Raw genomic sequence first — 17,147 nt, 5'->3', positions numbered from 1 at the left:
GCTTTTTCCGGAGGCGGCGCCTCCTACAATCAAAGTAAACATTTACCTTTCATCCATGCCTTCCTGCGGAGTATATGCTTCAATTCCACTTTGCTCAAATGTGTAACACTCACTGTACACCGCCTGCGCCATATCCAGCAGAGGGATAGCAGCTACAGCGCCTGTTCCCTCGCCTAAGCGCATACCTGCTGTGATGAGTGGTCTTTTTTCTAACGCTTGCAAAAGCAAACTACCGGCAGGTTCTGCCGACACATGGCTGGCCAACATTGCCTTAGTCGCATTTGGGCAAAGCCGTGTGGCACACAACGCCGCTACGGCACTGATGAACCCGTCTATTAACACAGGAATGCGAAACGCTGCTCCGCCTAAAAAGATGCCGCACATTCCTGCAATATCAAATCCACCCACCTTAGCCAGCACATCCACTGGGTCCGATGCGTCCGGTCTATTTTTTTCAATCGCATTTTCAATGGCTGAAATCTTTCTTTTTAAACCTTCGTTGGATAATCCGGCCCCTCTTCCAGTCATCTGAGCGGGTTCACGATGTAGCAGTACGCTGGCCACAGCGCTGGCCGTGGTAGTATTTCCAATTCCCATCTCTCCGGTGGCAATCAATCGAATGCCTTTTTCTGCATACTGTCGCACCAGTTCTACTCCGTTCCGGATTGCCTGCTCCGCCTGTGCACGAGTCATCGCCGGGCCTTGCGTGATGTCCGCTGTTCCATTGCCTACTCGCCGATTCAACACACCAGACACCGGAACAAAATCCCGAATTCCAAAATCCACCGGAACCACAGTGCATTTTGCCACTGCCGCCATTCGGCATACCGCCGTTTTTCCCGCGGCAAGATTGTATGCCACGGCACTGGTCACACTGCTGTCCGTCTGCGTAACTCTCTGCGCTACTACTCCATTGTCCGCGCATAGCACCAACACCGCTCGGGGAAATAGTTTTATTTGTGCATCTTTTGTAAGCGCAGCGATGTCTTCCAAGGCCGTTTCCAAAAGGCCCAAACTTCCCAGAGGCTTGGCGCACTCCATCCAGTGTTGATGTGCCTCATTCCGTGCTTTCTCGTCTGCAGGCGGAATACTTTTTAAAAACTCGTACAGTTCCATTTTTTCGCCTCTTCCCTACTAAACTCCGCCCGCTCCAAAGGCACACGCAGCCTGTACGAACCGATGAGCCAATACCGGTGTACCTGCAAAATACAAATGCGGAAAGCCCGCATAAAGAGTCGGAGTTGCAAATCCAAAGCTCCATTCGCGCCCGGTTACAGTTTTCTGAGCGGCAAGATCCATGCCCGGATGCGTACTATCCCAATAATGAAATTCGTGAAATGGAAACTGCTCACCTGTGCGGAACAACAGACTATCTTTCTCAGCTTTCAACTGAGCATATCCAAAACGCACAAGTTTTTTTCCGCTTACACCATGTCCAGGCAGTACTCCTGCCATAGCAAAAGAAATTCCATCCACATTTTCAAGATCTTGTCCCAAATATAAAAATCCTCCGCATTCTGCCACGATTGGCATTCCCTTTTGGGCAGCCATACGTACGGATGCTCGCATTGTTTCATTTGCTGATAATTCTTCAGCATACAGTTCTGGATATCCCCCCGGCAAATAAAGCCCCTGTGCTCTTTCAGGCAAGCATGCGTCTCTTAACGGACTAAAAAAGGTCAACCTTGCTCCTGCATCCTGAAGAACATCCAATGTTTCTTCATAGGTAAAACAAAACGCCGCATCTCGCGCCACCGCAATCCACGGACCTTGCGAATCCCAAACTTTGCTGCGCTTAGAGCTAGGGGCGGTTCGCTCACACAACTCAATTAGCCTAGTCAAATTTACAGTTTGCTCCATTTGACTTGCCATTGCGTCAATCCGACTTGAGAGGTCCTGAATCTCTGCCGCTGTCAATAATCCCAAATGCCGACTTTCAAAAGATGCCTGCTCCATAGAGGGTAAAAAGCCCAAAACCGGCAAACCGGTCTGCTCTTCCAGCATTGGACTTAAGCTTTTGGCCAGCATCGGCGAACAATCATTTAAAAGGATCCCAATCACATGGTTTTGTGAACGAAACGAAAGCAGTCCTTTTACCTGCGCAGCCAGAGTCAGACTGGTTCCTTTTGGGCGTAAAACCAGCACAACCGGAAGGTTCAGTACTTGGGAAACATGCCAAGCGCTTGCCTGATCTGTAACGCCGCCCACACCATCATAAAATCCCATCACTCCCTCTACCACGGCCGCCGTATATCCCGCTGAATAGCGTTCATACAAACTGCGAACCTTTTGCTCACTACTTAAAAAAAGGTCCAAATTGTGGCTGGGCACATCCAATACTGCCCGGTGAAACATAGGATCAATATAATCCGGCCCACATTTGAATGCACAGGGAGTCATTCCTCTCTTTTTCAAAGCGGCTAAAAGAGCACATGCTACGGCGGTCTTTCCACTTCCGGAGGACAGTGCTGTCAGCATACATTCCATCATGGGCAATTCCCCGCAATCAAAAAAATTGGATTGTTCGCCATAAGCAGATGCAAATTTCCCGCGGGATACGCATGATTTACACAAATCTGCGTGACTTGTGCCGCCAAACCATGAACGGTCAATGCCTTGACCGCCGCCCCCAGTGTTTCCAGCGCAATGGCTGTGATACATATGCGAGCAGAAGGATTGCGTGTTAGGGCCTCCTGTACCACGTCTTGCATTTTCCCTTTGCTTCCGCCTACAAATACCACATCCGGCGCTGGCAGAGTCTTGAGCGCATCCGGCGCATATCCTGGTACAATCGCCAGATTCCAGGTCTTAAAACGCTTTCGATTCTCTTCAATCAATTCAACTGCGCGCTGTTCACACTCTATGGCAAATACCTGTCCCCGTTCCGCACAAAGCGCCAACTCCACGCTCACGCTTCCCGTTCCAGCGCCCACATCCCAACAAACATCATTGGGCCCCACTGCCAGCTTGGATAAAATTGCAGCACGAACTTCCCGCTTTGTCATGGGAACTTCCCCACGTACAAAGGCCTCATCCTCAATTCCCGGCGTGCGTTTCGAAATTCGTGGTGCAGGATCGACCAACAGCACGCTCAAGGCTGTCCATTTTCGCACGGCACAATCCTTTGCTGTCAGTGCCGTAATTTTTTCATTTGGGTAGGAAAGATCTTCTCCCACCCAAACCGAAAGATCTCCAAGATCTGCCTGAGTAAGAATGGAACACAATTCTGCGGGGCCTAAACAACCACCTGTGAGAAAAAAAGTCGGACGGCCGCTGCACACTTCCGCCACCGGGTTGCACTCTTTGCCATGGGCCGAAACGAGATTCCAATCTTGCCAAGAACGTCCAAGTTTTGCTGCCAAAAGTTGGACACTGGAAATTCCGGGCAAAACGCGGGCAGAAAGTCCCTGCGTTTTTAGCACAGATAAAAAAAGGGCCGCACCCGAATAGAAACCGGTATCTCCGCTGTACAAAACAACGCAATTAGGTCCATATTCTTGGGCTTCAAGCACTTTTTTACACACTTGTTCCGGAAGAGAAGCCTTCATACGATGCGCCGTGCAAGAAGACGGAAGCATCTCAAGCAAACGCTCGGACCCGATGACACATTGTGCTTGCGACAATGCATTTACACACTCATATGTCATTGTATCCCAAGTGCCTCCACCGACCCCAGCCAATGTTATGTGCATATCCATTTTTCCTTGCACTCCTTTAAAATGGTTTGCCAGTCTTCTCCCTCGTCTTCTGGTCTGCGGATGACAATCATCCGTACACCAGTATTTTTTGCTGCCTGTACTTTTTCCTCAAACCCACCGGCACATCCGCCATCCTTGGTCACCAGCCACGAAATAGAAAATTGATGCAACAGTGCCTCATTCAACTCTTTCGAAAAAGGCCCCTGCAATGCCAAAATGTTCTTGTGTGGGATTTTCTCTTTTTCACAGGCACTAATACTTTCGCAAGTAGGCAAAACCCGCACATATAATCTTTCCCGTGCAATTTCGGAAAAGAAAGGCAATTCTTTTGCCCCTGTTGTTAAGAGAATATTTCCATTCTTTTGTGCAAGGTACTCCGCCGCCTCACAGGCATTCGATACCGATAAAACGTCTGACGGAACCATACTCGCCTTTCGAGATACCCGTCTATATGGAATCTTTGTATTCACACAGGCTTGCCGAATATTTTGACTGGCCAAGACAGCATAGGGATGGGTCGCATCAATACACAAATCAAATGCTGTCATAAGCGTTTCCATCTGATTTTGATCCAGGCGCCCGGAACGAACTGACAATCCGCACTTATCTCCTAATTCTTCTTCGCCCAAATCAGTAGCGACACAAATAGTAACCTGCGCTTTGAGCGCAGCCAATTCATGAGCGAGAAGTCGACCTTCTGTCGTTCCGCCAAACAGCAAAATTTTCATGGTTTTGTTTTATACCCCCTGGGCGTTACCATACGATTTTCCACAAGTTGTGTCGTACTGGCCCCCACAAATACCGTTGTAAACATATCTACCTCTTCTTGCTGTAATTGCCCAAGCGTAAGAATGCGCTTTTCCTGACCGTCCCGTCCAATATTACGCACCCATCCGCAAACCGTGTCTGCGCTTTTTTTCTGCAACAGAATTTCACAGGCTCTACGCAAATAATCCGAACGCTTTTTAGAGGATGGATTGTACAGACAAATTACAAAATCGCCTTCAGCCGCACAAGCCAATCTACGCTCAATTCTATCCCATGGTGTGAGCAAATCCGACAATGAAATCACACAAAAATCATGCATCAGCGGTGCGCCCAAGACGGCCGCTCCTGACAAAGCAGATGTAACGCCTGGAACGACCTCCACTTCCACTTGAGGATACTGAGCTGCCAATTGTACCACAGGCCCTGCCATTCCATACACACCAGCGTCTCCACTGCAAACCAAAGCCACTGTCTTCCCATTTGATGCAGTCTCCAGCGCCCAGTGACAGCGCTCCAATTCCTTGGTCATAGGTGTCACAAAACACTCTTTTTCCGGAAAAAGATCCTTTACCAAATCCACGTATACCGTATACCCGCACAATACATCTGCGCGTTCCATCGCAGCCAATGCCTGCTGAGTCATAAATGTTTTTTTGCCCGGACCAAGACCAACTACATACACTTTATTCATCGTTCCACCGCCAATCTGGAGCAAAGGGAGCCAAGGCTACCGCCATGGTCACTCCATCGCTCACCTGTTTTTTTCGATAGAGAACACCTTCACTGCCCAGCACAGCACTCCGTTCACATACATTGTCCACCCCTGTCACGCTCTGCACAAAATCCGACGCAGAAAATGTTCCGGAAACACTGCGCAACTGAGATGCAGTAAAGGTTTGAAACGCCAATCCCCGATTGGCACAAAATGCCCGCAGACCTGGCTCATTCTGTTTCAAATCAATGGTACATACCTTATAAAAGGCTTTTTCGGACAGACCGCTTTCTTGTAAAAGAAGCTGAAAGGACTGTTCTAACAGACTTTGTGATGTTTGTTTTTTACACCCCACACCCAATACTGCGATTCGGGGAACCACTCTCAAAACACCTTCATCTCGACCGTATAACGTGAGTTCAAAATCACCGGGTTGACCGAGCTGCATCCCCTGCGGCGGAGTCCCCTGCACCGGCCAAAGGCTGTGAAGGGTTACAGTCTTCCCTCCGAGTATCTTTGCCGAAATTTCTTTGATTCGTGAAGGATCTAATACTGCACAGTTTTGTCTTTTAGCCCATTCATCGACGGCAAACACGCCATTTACGTCTGTGGCAGTCGTGATGACAGGCGTCGCACCGCAAATGGCGGCGATACGTTTTGCCAATTTGTTTGCGCCGCCCAAATGACCGCTAAGAAGCGAAACTGCAAACTGACCGCACTCATCCACCACGATTACGGCAGGATCCGAAGCCTTACTCTTGACATATGGCGCCACCGCACGCACTGCAATACCGACAGCTCCTACAAATATCAAAGCATCCGCTTCAGAAAAAGCTTGTTCAGTCCATGCACTCAACGAAAGCGATTCATTGCACCGAAATGCTTTTCCATCCAGCGCTTGTGCTAACTCATTGGCCAACTTCATCCCCTTATCCGTAAACGCCAAAAGCCACGGTCTCATCTTTCTGCCTCCCGAAATCCAGTGGAAAAAGTCGGATCATAAAGACGACTTCTTTGATATTCTTTAGACAAAAAATCTCCTACCAACACCAGCGCCGTTTTGGAAATATCATGTTTTTTCCCCATGGCTGCTAATTCTCCTACTGTACAGCGAACCACTTTTTCTTCCGGCCAACTGGCCTTATAGACCAAAGCCGCTGGTGTATTTTCGGTATATGCCCCCTTTAAAAGAGCCTTCTGAACGCCATCCAGCATTCCGGAGGATAAAAAAATCACCATAGTCGCGCCATGTAAAGCCAGTGTGGAAAGATTCTCCGATTCAGGCACAGGCGTACGTCCTGCCAGACGCGTAATGATCACTGTCTGACTAACATCCGGAAGTGTATACTCTGCATTTAGCGCTGCAGCCGCAGCACAAAAGCTGGAAACACCCGGTGTATCATCATATGGAATGTTTAAACGATCAAGCGCATCCATTTGCTCCCGAATAGCCCCATATAAACATGGGTCTCCCGTGTGCAAGCGAACTACTTCCTGTCCCTTTTCTGAGGCTTTTTGAAAAACCTGCAAAACTTGTTCCAAAGTCATGTGCGCGCTATTGTAAACAGAGCAGTCTTGCCGACACATGCCCAAAATCACGGGATTTACCAGGCTTCCCGCATAAATGACCACGTCCGCTTTCTGGACAAGGAATGCACCTCGCTGGGTGATCAAATCCGGGGCTCCCGGCCCCGCTCCCACAAAATGGACCATCGATTTAATCCTCCTTGACAACAATTGTAGCAAAATAACCCGCCTGCTGCTCCACAGGAAACTTTGACAAATCCTGGTATACCTGTTCGTCTGCAAGTCCGCAGTTACACACCATCGCGCTGGCTTTTAATTTCCCGCTTTTTTCAAGTTGTTCTAACACTTCCGGAAGCTGACGACCGGATTTCATCAAGACTTTCGTTCCAGGCATCTCCAAAGACTTTGACAAAGCCTCTTGACTGGAACCAGGAATAATATGCACAGGCGTATCCATATCGGTTAGACTAAGATTCAATCTTGCAGCCACCGCACAAAAACTTGTCACACCCGGTACCATTTTCGTCTCATATCCATCCTCTTGCAAAATTTGTGCAAGATAAGAGGCGGTCGCATAAATGGAGACATCCCCCAAATTCAACATAGCCACATCTTGGCCCAAATCGAGATAATTTTTTACCTTTTGTGCCGCTTTGAAATGTGCCGCTTGCTGTTCCTTTCTGTTCCGAGACATGGTAAATTGCAGAGGCAAGACCTGCTTATCCTCCAAGTTTACCGCCTGGCGTGCAATGGACAACGCCAACATTTCCCCGCTTTTTGTCTGAGGCGCTGCCACTACCGAGCATTTTCTCAAAATTCGAATTGCTTTCAGTGTGATCAGCTCCGGATCCCCTGGCCCAATTCCAACACTGTAAAAAATACCTTTTCTCACTTTTTGATAGCCTCCCATTGAGCCAAAATCTTTGCGGCTTCCTTTGTCTGCCCTAAAAAACCAAATTGATTTGTAAACAATACAGCACCAATACGATAAGCTCCTGCAGCTCGCCGGTATAGATGGCGTTCTATTTCCTGCAAAAGGCTTTCCAGCACCATTTGTCGTAATCCGACTTTGTCCAAAACGGCAATACACTCATCCACCGTCACAGCATCCATCACTTGAGAACATATCTGTTGGGATGCGCCACAGATGGCGGCGTGCGCACAAAATAGTTCGCTGCGGCAATCAGCCCACCGGCTATGAGTATTCATAATTCCGCCCGCCAGCTTGACCAATTTCCCCGCATGCCCTACTAACAACACTTCTTCGAATTCCAACACAGCGATTTCATCCAACGCATCGCCTATAAAGTTGGAACACTTGATGATGGGAATTCCCATTTGATCCATTCCGGTCTGTGTCAAAAATGCCTCTCCATAATTTCCGGGGGTTAGAACAATTCGCTTTGCCCCCTGCGCTCTGGCCTGACGAAGAGAAATCGCAATCGTATCAACCAGCGCCTGTGTACTCATCGGCTCCACAATTCCGGATGTTCCCAAAATGGAAATACCACCTTCAATTCCAAGGTGTGGATTAAAGGTTTTAGGAGCCAGCTTTTCTCCGTCAGGTACCCGGACAACGACCCGCACTCCGCCTTCAAATCCCCAAGACCGACATATTTGTTGTACCGCATCCTGTATCATCCTGCGAGGTACACTGTTGATGGCTGCTTGTCCCACGGGCTGATCCAGCCCGGCTCTGGTCACTCTTCCTACTCCCGGTCCCCCTTCTATTTGAATCCCATGGTCGTCTGTAAGACAAACACAGGCCTCGATCCATGCACCATTCGTCACATCTGCATCGTCGCCACCGTCTTTTTCAATCGCACAACAGGCATAATCTCCTTCCATGCGGCAAAATTTCGGTTCGACGGTGACCCTAATTCCCTTGGGCGTCATAATGGAAAGGACATCCGGTATCCGTTTGCTCAACAAAAATTGAGTCGCACCAGCAGCCGCCAATGCAGCACAAGTTCCCGTAGTATAACCACAGCGCAGCTTTTTTCCGCCTGACTGAATGTAATATTCAAAGGACATTTTGTTCCTCCGGTCGTAAAATTTCCCGCAGTCGCTCTTGGTACATCTTACGTACTTCGGGAATAGCTCCCAAACCATTGATGCAACATTGCACTTTGAGTCCCGCAGCTTCTAACCGACATTTCCAGCTATCGGGCTGCTCTCCCGCCATGTCATTTAAGGCATGATCGCCCGCCACCAACATAAGCGGGGCTAAAAGAACTTGATGACATCCATCTTCTCTAAGTTGATCCAGTACATCCTGGCAAGATGGCCAACCTTCTATTGTTCCAACGTAAACATGTTGTGCACCCGCAAGACGAAATGCTGTTTGCAGCGCCGGGTAGACCATGTTTGCAAAATGCTCTGTCCCATGCCCCAAAAGAACAAGACCATCCTGTACCGGATAAGTGTGCAGAATACACCTTACCATCTTTTGCAAACTTTCGCTATCCGCTATAAGTGGCCGTCCAAGGCGCAGTCGGCAAAACCGATTTTGAAAACTGAGTGTTTCTTCCCGGAGCTTTTCATACTCAAATCCGTACAAAAAATGTGTGATTGGCACCACTACATCCATATATCCGTTGTTTGCCAAGTACTCCAATGCCTCTGGCAAATTCAAAATTTTTTGTCCCTGCTGTGCGAGGATACGCCGAATCGTGGGGCTGGTATACACACGATAAAAATCCCGCTCGGGCGTTTGGGAAATCCATGCCCGTTCCACTTCATCAATTTCCTTGCGTGCCCGCTCTACACTGCTTCCAAAACTAACCGCCAACAAGGCCCGCTTATTTAGCTGTTCCATCTATGCTCCAACTCCTCTATGGTTCGCGGCGGTGGCGTCATTCCCAACAAGCGCGCGACCCGCAGTAATACCGGCTGCTCCAATCCGCATTCTTTCAAAAGCTGGTCATTTTCCAAAACGACATATGGGCTTCCATCGGCCCTTAAACGCCCTTTTTGAAAAATCAGTACTCGATCAGCCCATCTCCATGCAAAATCCACATCATGAGTCGAAATGACAAGTCCCATTCCACTTTCCGACAACGTGTCTAAATTTTCTTCCAAGCGACGTGTATGGAACGGATCCAAAGAAGATGCTGGCTCGTCCAACAGTAAAAGACTTGGATTCATGACGATAGAATCTGCCAGTGTGACCCGTTTTTTCTCTCCGCCAGAAAGATCATGAGGTGCACGATTTCTATATTCTTGCAGTTCAAAACAACTCAGCGCATCGTTCACACGGCGAAGCACTTCATTTACTGGAAGCCCCAAATTCATAGGGCCAAAACTAATCTCTTCTTCTACGCTTCCTCCCAGAATCTGAACATCCGGATCCTGAAAAACCAGGCCAACTCCCTTGCGCAGCACATTCAAACTTTTTTTATTGTTGTTAATGGCCGTTCCTTTAAAAAAAATCTTTCCTTTTTCAGGGCTTAAAACACCATTTGCCAACAAGAAAAAGGTGGATTTTCCCGCGCCATTTTCTCCCAGCACAGCTACGCGCTCACCAGCGTTGATAGATACATTCAAATCGTGTAGCGCTTCTTGCTGTCCTTGATATTTATAATCTACATGCTCAAATCGAAGTAATTCAATCACACTCTGCTCCATATTATCCCTTATATAATACCGCAATTGCCATCGCGCACATCAATACCGTCCCAACTGCAATATGTGAGATTTTCACCGTATCTTTGCGGGTATAGAACTGAATATGTTCCATACAGCAGCGGCTTTCCATCGCATCAAAACACGCCTGCGCGCGTCGAAAACTTCGTGCCAAAAGGTTCCCATAAAGAATACCCGCTGTTCGGATGCTTCGTCCTGCTCCCACAAACCCTAATCGGCTTGTCGCTGCATGATTCATATTTTGAAAGGTAACGAGCAGCAAAAATATATACCGATAAATCAGAATGCACAAATCCAGGACTACTGGTGGAAAGTGAAAACGACGCATAGCCTCCACTATTTCTGACATAGTCGTAGTAAGACTTAAAAAGTAAAGACAACTGACGGATCCCAACGCACGTGCTGCTACCAGCCTCGCGATTTGCTGACTGGCGTATTCTAAAACTAGATACCCCTTCCCCAAGGGTACGTATACTATTCCACTGGATACGGGAGAATAGGTCCACAACATCGCAACCGTTCCAGCCACTAAAAATAGAGCCGGAACCGTTAAAACCGACCAATAAACACGCACATCAACCCCACCCGCACATGTCATCGTTGCCAGCAGCAAAAACAACACAATCGGTGGCCACGGCGTTTGAGACAAAACGCATAGAATAACCAATCCCATACAGAAAAACAACTTTACACAAGGATCGACCACTGAAAACCGAGAATGTCGTGCTAAATAATCGACTTGGAGCGCAACGGCATGGGAATGTCCATGCCGCTTCAGCATCATGCCTAAAATCGCACCGACGAAAATCGCTCCAGCAGAGGGAATGCTCCCTACCAGAAGACTCCAAACCACAAACGCTGTAAAAACGACGATCAACACCTTTTTAGCGCTCCTTTTCGGATTGGGAGGAATACTTTTTTCTTGCTACCAGATAACCAAATCCAAAAGCTAAAACACCTACTCCAATCCCTGTCTGGACACAAAACAGCAAACTCTCGATCTCTCCGGGCAATTCGCTGCCAATTGCCCTTTCCAAAACAGGTGTAAACCAAGGTTCAAAGGAACCTTCCTCGATTTCTTCTACAACTTCACTCCCCGCATCGTCGGTTCCTTTAAATTCCGCACTTGGGTTTATGCACAAAGGAAGAACTACCAAGAAGATTACAAAAGCCAACGCCAAAAGGACCCATTTACTTTTTTCTCTCATTGCGCGCCCTCCTTCAAAAATCCAATTTCGCGCAATTCCGGTTGCGCATAGCTCTCCATTCCCATCACTACTAAAACCGTCATAATCCCCTCAATAATTGCCAACGGCAATTGAGTGGGCGCAAAGACACTCAAAAAACGTACCGCACTGGCAGCGATTCCGCCTTCAGCAGAAGGATATGCGAGAGCCAATTGTACACTGGTCACGCAATAGGTAAATAAATCTCCCAAGGCTGCAGCAAGAAAAATTGACAACTTTCTATTTACTCGCATCTTTTGACACGCCTGGTAAATCAGCCAAGAAAGCAATGGCCCTGCTACGGCCATGCTGAATGTATTGGCTCCCAGTGTGGTCAAACCACCATGCGCCAAAAGAACAGCCTGAAACATCAACACAATAATTCCCAATACAGATGCAATAGCCGGCCCAAACAAAAGGGCAGGCAAACTCGTTCCTGTCATGTGGCTACAGCTTCCGAATACTGAGGGAATTTTCAGTGAAGATACAACAAAAACAAACGCGCCCGCCATCGCTAATAGCAGCAACGACTTTCTTTTCTCGCGCGCTGTTCGACGAATACGGAGTATTCCAAAAGATAAAAAGGGAATACACAATGCGCCCCAAACTATACAATACAGCGGCGGCAAATACCCTTCCATGATGTGCATTGCAGATGCGCTTTGTGGTACAGTCAAAACGCCGCTTATCCCCATGGAAAAAGCCAAAAATCTTTTTTCATTTTGAGTCATTTTAACATTCCTTTCTATTTTTTTCGGAGCGCAAAAAGCCCTTTCCCGAAACCGGGAAAGGGCAGAAATATCCAAGTGTCCCCAAAATGGTGCACTCCGATCTCTCCCATACGAGCGTTTAGTCCGTCCGTCGTATGGTCCTGCCTTCCGGCAGTGCTGATGGGCAGGTCTTCCGGCTTGAGCATCCTCACCCAACTTCGTCTTCCCGTGTGTACCTCACAGTGACTTGATGAAGTCGGACTCCACTCTTACGGCGGCGGTCCCGCACAGGTCTTGCACCTGTTTCCCTATTCTCCCGACCATTCATAGAATGCCGGGCACCCTTCAACACTTTTACTTATCCACAGTAACATACATCACGTGCTGTTACAAGCGTCTTGCGCAAAATACTTGGAAAAATTTGTGTCAGTATTCTCCGAATTTTACAAAAACCAGAGTCGCCGAAATATCGGCGACTCTGGTTTCTTAATTATACCACGTTCGAAAGAAAGACAATTACAAATCCTATGAGATTGTTTACCTACATACATCAAGAAATTTCTCAAATCGTTCCACAGAGCACCATTTGTCCGACTTAATCGCCTTCCAACAAATACAGTGTTACGTCACTGAGTTGCTCATTCGCCTCAATTTGTACCGCATTTACATCCCCAAGATACCAGTAATAATCTGCACTGCATCTGATCATATAATCATGATATCCTTCTTTGAATGTTACTATATAACGATACTTCGGTTTAAACTGGCCATCGTCTTCATACGTACCCAATGTCACAATACCATCAATAGATTCATCGTCTGCTTCAAACAATCCCCCTGTGTCATTGCCGTTATAAGTGGCAGAGATTTTTAAATAATTCCCATTCGCACGATTGATTGAATCGGCCTCAAATAAATAGACATCGTTCTGTTTTACCATTTTCTGCAATACGGAATTTTCGCTGGACTTTTTGACATCACCCTCTGCCCAAATTCTTGGCAAATCCTTTAGAGTATGATTATGGTTACTGCTCACATAACTATAGGAAACCGTTCCGTTTTCATCGACAGACCGAACCGGACCGTCATATCCATAGGAAATAAAATCATCTGCACCACCCACAGAGAGAGACCGGATTTTGACCGTAGCCTGATCTGGAAGATCTAACCGAATTCGCGTATATTCCGTAACGGGAACTGTAAACGAGGCTACTCCTTCGCCGGAGACAGCAACCGTTTCAGACTTTTCTTCCTGATAATTTTCGCCTGCAACAGTTGTGTAGTAAAGCTTCATCGTTCCATCGTTGTCTGTTTCATACGCTACGTTTACGACCATCTCCAAATTCATAAAGGGAGATAAATCTATCAGGGTTTGCAGCTCCATGATCATCGGGTCTGCCTGCGTATACGCCACAACAGAAGTTCCTTCTTCTGCGGACAACTCCAGATTGTCGAAAATTAAGCCCTCTGAATCCAACAAGGAACTGACATATTCCGTATCCGCAAGATAATCCGTCAATTTCTCACGGTATTCTGTATATTTTTCAGGAAGGCACCAGATAGAATAATCCGCACCGTATTTATAAAGTGGTTGATAATTTTGGTAAATATACTCTGAAATCTTATAATACTTATAGGCATTTGTGATTCCATCCATTGCAATGGAATAGTTGTCCTCCAATTCCGCAGGCATAAGAACAATCGGGATTCCCTCAATCTCTTCAACAAATTTTTCCTGCATAAACTCTCCGGATAACTGTAATGGCGATTGAGAAATATAAACCGGACATTCTCTGCCAAGCATACAATAAAGCAATGTTTTATTAGTAAAATCCACAAAGGTCTCATCGTCCTCCAAGAGGAACTCAATTACTTTATACTTGTCCGCATACTGCTGCAGCCCCTCCGTAAACTGTACTCTCTGAACGATCTGACCATCCGCTTTCAACTGTTCCCAATAAGTATTTTCACCTTTTTCATCAAAGCGACCAGGATTCCAGCTTTCCACTATGGATGAAGGTTTTGCGACAGCGGTCTCTAGCATCGGACTTTCAGAGAAATTTGCATCACTTACAAAGAGAGTACCACATAAAATGAGCACCAAGAAAGAGGGCAAAAACAGCTTCGGATTCTTTTTATAGAAACTTACTGTCATTGCCAAAAACAAATACCCGCACCAAGTCATAAATTTTGTGGCCATCTCAAAAAGTGAGTGACGAACCAGACCTCTTGGAATATTTATAAAATAACTCCACCCGAATATCATAAGCATCAGCCATTTTTCCGGTCCAATGCGTTTTCTTAATTCCTTGGAAAATAGCACGTAGATTAATGAGACAACCATCAAAAATGGAATAATTACATAGAACCAACTGAACGAGGCAAGCGATGGATCGCCGATTTCAGCATATGCCCAGTTCTGATTGGAAAAATTCACCATTAAAAATTCCAATAAACGACTGATGGGATTGACTTGTTTGGCAATGCAAAGGATGCACCAAAGGCAAGTGCCGCCAATTGCCCAACCGATCAATGTAATCGATAATTGTTTGGCAACAGTCACATCCCTTTTAACAATGCAATAAATGGCCATCGAAATAATAAGAGCCAAACCAAAAGCTGTCCCCAAATCCAATCGATAAAAGGCACACCAAATAAAAGCAGCCCAAACCAGAATCGCTTTGGGGTAAGTAGGTTTTTTAATATATGCCATAGCGGCAAGACAAATTAGCATACCCAGCCCGTAGTAATTCCAGGAAGCATAGAACGGGAACAACAAAGCCGCAAAAAGAGCTATATTCTCATTCCAAACGTATTTTACCAAATAGTAAAATAACACACACAGAAAGACATCAAATAATGGGGAATATGGAGACACAAACGCCCCTGCAAAATCTCGATTCACAATTCCGTATAAAATGCCTTCCCAAACCGCCATCATCATATGGCCGCCGTAATGCTCCACATTGGGTATAACACCAAAATTCAAAAAATCATTGATTAAAATTCCTGCATTCGCTTCTTCAAAGATGTGCGAATTGTTCGTCTCCGATACGGGATAAACTTGGGAAAGCGGAATCTGATTGGCCAAACAAGCGAATCCCAAAACAAGTAACGGAAAAACGATTTGTTTCCATTGCGGCAACCTAATTTTTTTCTTGTTGAATATCGCTGCAGCGAGAATCCAGATTACAAACCCCAATAGACAGGCAACCTTATAGTACTTTGCCGGATGTGCTACAAAAATTCCCCATTGGTTCAATACGTGAATCAGCTCAATGTAAACGGACGTCATCAGTGGTGCAAACGACAGAACAAAGACTCCGGTTTGCAAAAGGGAATCAACTCCTGAACGACTAAAAAGACGCCCTCCCCCTAGTTTGACAAATAAAACAATGCCAATTTCAAGGATGAACAATATGCCCAATAGTATTCGTCCCGAATCCCACTCTGTAGCAATGATCACATTGAGAGGATAACTGAGACATGCCCCTATAAAGCACAACTTGCAAAATTTTTCTACCGAAATACAGCGATCCAGATGAAAAAATATGTACGCAGCAGCCATGCCAACAATCAGAAGCATGACATATTCCGAAAGATGAAACGCTTCCTTTGTTTGTGTATTTTCCTGAAAGTAATTAATGCATTTTATCAGCAGTCCACAATTCGCCAGAACAATAAAATGGTCCAAAAATCTTTGCGCTTTTTCCGCCTCTTCGCCCTTTTTGACATGGTGTAAAGCATTGAAAAGCAAATAAAAACCAACAAACGCCAAGCCAAATAACAGATACCAAACGTAAAAATTAGACACACGTTTAGAAACATCCACACCAGACACTACACCAGTGCCAATAACTCTTGAGAACTTTGTCATTTGGTTTCGAGCACTGGCCAAAGGATTGAACAACATGGCAACAATCACCGCAAAAAAAGCGGCGTAAGGCAAACCTGCCTTTTTTTCTGCTTGTTTAAATGCTATCCACATCGTCTCAATGTGGAAGACTGTATAGGATAATAAAAGCCACAAAATGAGCGCAGAAAAAACTTTTATGAAAATTTCAAAAATACTTCCTAAAGTGAGATAGGTATATGTAAACTGAAATCCTATTGCCAATGAGCCATCCATTTCGCCGGATGCGTCAAAGCAATTTTGAAAAATCCCGGATGAACCTGCAGTATTAATAACAAGAAAATTTAAAATATTCTCTCCTGAAAAAGAGATTGTGTAGGCCTGACCTCTTTTCAAGCCATCACAGGAAAAGCCAATTGTATTCCAAGCGTTTTGAGAATAGTCAGCCGTCCGAAACTCAAGCTCTTTCAAAACCTTCCCTTGGGAATCTGAGAGCGTAATCAAAACGTTCTGGTCTGAACCCGCAGCAAGATAAACGGAAAGATTATTTAACAAATTTCCTTCAGAGATAAAAGTCTGTGATACGGACATTTCCGAAACAGGAACACTCGTCTCCGGTGAAAAGATATTTGTAGATTCAAAATCCTTGTAGCTTTGATAAGGTCGTATCCCATTTAAAAACAGTGACTGTAAAAAGACCAGTAGCAACAGCATAGATACAATTATTTTTCCAACAAGCCATATTTTTCTGTTGCTTGTCATTGCACGCATACTAAATTGCATTTTTTAATATCCTCTTTCAACTTTGGCAATCACATTTTAAAATAGAGAAAATTCTCCACTGAATTTCCTGAAGTATATATCTACAAACAAAAAGGACATTTTCCTAAAATGTTTTCCGGAAAATGTCCTTAGGCTCAGGAATCTTAATAAAATACGCAAGCCGGAATATCTCCGTGCCGATTTCCTTTGGCTACACGGTACACACTTTAAACATTCTGCCCCGTA

At 45.9% G+C, this 17,147-nt stretch carries 15 protein-coding genes and 1 riboswitch; all 15 genes read right to left on the bottom strand.

The genetic code is table 11. The features are described from left to right. Positions 1–42 precede the first annotated feature (42 nt). Positions 43–1,116: a nicotinate-nucleotide--dimethylbenzimidazole phosphoribosyltransferase gene (gene cobT / locus AB5H98_RS02445; protein ID WP_367924327.1), complete on the bottom strand. Its 1,074-nt coding sequence runs from the start codon at positions 1,114–1,116 to the stop codon at positions 43–45. 18 nt (positions 1,117–1,134) lie between these two features. Further along, the gene (locus AB5H98_RS02440; protein ID WP_367924326.1) at positions 1,135–2,490 is read right to left on the bottom strand and encodes a cobyrinate a,c-diamide synthase; all 1,356 of its coding nucleotides are present in this window, start codon (positions 2,488–2,490) and stop codon (positions 1,135–1,137) included. Further along, complete coding sequence (gene cbiE / locus AB5H98_RS02435) at positions 2,487–3,698, bottom strand: precorrin-6y C5,15-methyltransferase (decarboxylating) subunit CbiE (RefSeq protein ID WP_367924325.1); 1,212 nt, start codon at positions 3,696–3,698, stop codon at positions 2,487–2,489. The genes AB5H98_RS02440 and cbiE overlap by 4 nt, the downstream gene beginning before the upstream one ends. Beyond that, positions 3,683–4,426 (bottom strand): precorrin-6A reductase, encoded by a 744-nt coding sequence (gene cobK, locus AB5H98_RS02430; RefSeq protein ID WP_367924324.1) that lies wholly within the window; start codon positions 4,424–4,426, stop codon positions 3,683–3,685. Before cobK ends, cbiE begins: the two co-directional genes overlap by 16 nt. Then, a complete protein-coding gene (gene cobJ / locus AB5H98_RS02425; RefSeq protein WP_367924323.1) occupies positions 4,423–5,157 on the bottom strand; it encodes a precorrin-3B C(17)-methyltransferase in 735 nt (244 codons plus the stop codon). Before cobJ ends, cobK begins: the two co-directional genes overlap by 4 nt. Beyond that, the gene (locus tag AB5H98_RS02420) at positions 5,150–6,139 is read right to left on the bottom strand and encodes a cobalt-precorrin 5A hydrolase (RefSeq protein WP_367924322.1); all 990 of its coding nucleotides are present in this window, start codon (positions 6,137–6,139) and stop codon (positions 5,150–5,152) included. The genes cobJ and AB5H98_RS02420 overlap by 8 nt, the downstream gene beginning before the upstream one ends. Then, entirely contained in the window at positions 6,136–6,891 is a 756-nt protein-coding gene (gene cobM / locus AB5H98_RS02415; protein WP_367924321.1) for a precorrin-4 C(11)-methyltransferase, read from the bottom strand. The genes AB5H98_RS02420 and cobM overlap by 4 nt, the downstream gene beginning before the upstream one ends. Positions 6,892–6,895: 4 nt before the next feature. After that, positions 6,896–7,597, bottom strand: a complete 702-nt coding sequence (cobI, locus tag AB5H98_RS02410; RefSeq protein WP_367924320.1) for a precorrin-2 C(20)-methyltransferase — start codon at positions 7,595–7,597, stop codon at positions 6,896–6,898. Continuing rightward, positions 7,594–8,739 carry a cobalt-precorrin-5B (C(1))-methyltransferase CbiD gene (gene cbiD, locus AB5H98_RS02405; RefSeq protein WP_367924319.1) on the bottom strand — a complete coding sequence of 382 codons (1,146 nt, stop codon included), beginning with the start codon at positions 8,737–8,739 and terminating at the stop codon, positions 7,594–7,596. Before cbiD ends, cobI begins: the two co-directional genes overlap by 4 nt. After that, positions 8,729–9,523, bottom strand: coding sequence for a sirohydrochlorin cobaltochelatase (locus tag AB5H98_RS02400; RefSeq protein ID WP_367924318.1), 795 nt, complete (start codon positions 9,521–9,523; stop codon positions 8,729–8,731). The genes cbiD and AB5H98_RS02400 overlap by 11 nt, the downstream gene beginning before the upstream one ends. Further along, complete coding sequence (locus AB5H98_RS02395; RefSeq protein WP_367924317.1) at positions 9,511–10,332, bottom strand: energy-coupling factor ABC transporter ATP-binding protein; 822 nt, start codon at positions 10,330–10,332, stop codon at positions 9,511–9,513. Before AB5H98_RS02395 ends, AB5H98_RS02400 begins: the two co-directional genes overlap by 13 nt. Before the next feature lies 1 nt (position 10,333). Continuing rightward, a complete protein-coding gene (cbiQ, locus tag AB5H98_RS02390) occupies positions 10,334–11,230 on the bottom strand; it encodes a cobalt ECF transporter T component CbiQ (protein ID WP_367924316.1) in 897 nt (298 codons plus the stop codon). 4 nt (positions 11,231–11,234) lie between these two features. Further along, entirely contained in the window at positions 11,235–11,558 is a 324-nt protein-coding gene (locus tag AB5H98_RS02385; RefSeq protein ID WP_367924315.1) for an energy-coupling factor ABC transporter substrate-binding protein, read from the bottom strand. Beyond that, positions 11,555–12,307, bottom strand: a complete 753-nt coding sequence (locus AB5H98_RS02380; protein ID WP_367924314.1) for an energy-coupling factor ABC transporter permease — start codon at positions 12,305–12,307, stop codon at positions 11,555–11,557. The genes AB5H98_RS02385 and AB5H98_RS02380 overlap by 4 nt, the downstream gene beginning before the upstream one ends. Positions 12,308–12,451: 144 nt before the next feature. Next, positions 12,452–12,647: riboswitch (cobalamin riboswitch) on the bottom strand. A gap of 234 nt (positions 12,648–12,881) precedes the next feature. After that, positions 12,882–16,922, bottom strand: a complete 4,041-nt coding sequence (locus AB5H98_RS02375; protein WP_367924313.1) for a hypothetical protein — start codon at positions 16,920–16,922, stop codon at positions 12,882–12,884. Positions 16,923–17,147: the final 225 nt, after the last annotated feature.

Origin of the sequence: uncultured Ruthenibacterium sp. (assembly GCF_963558415.1) — a bacterium.
Taxonomy (GTDB): Bacteria; Bacillota; Clostridia; order Oscillospirales; family Ruminococcaceae; genus Ruthenibacterium.
Note: the sequence above shows the minus strand (reverse complement) of the source record. Positions and strands in the feature narration are given on the sequence as shown.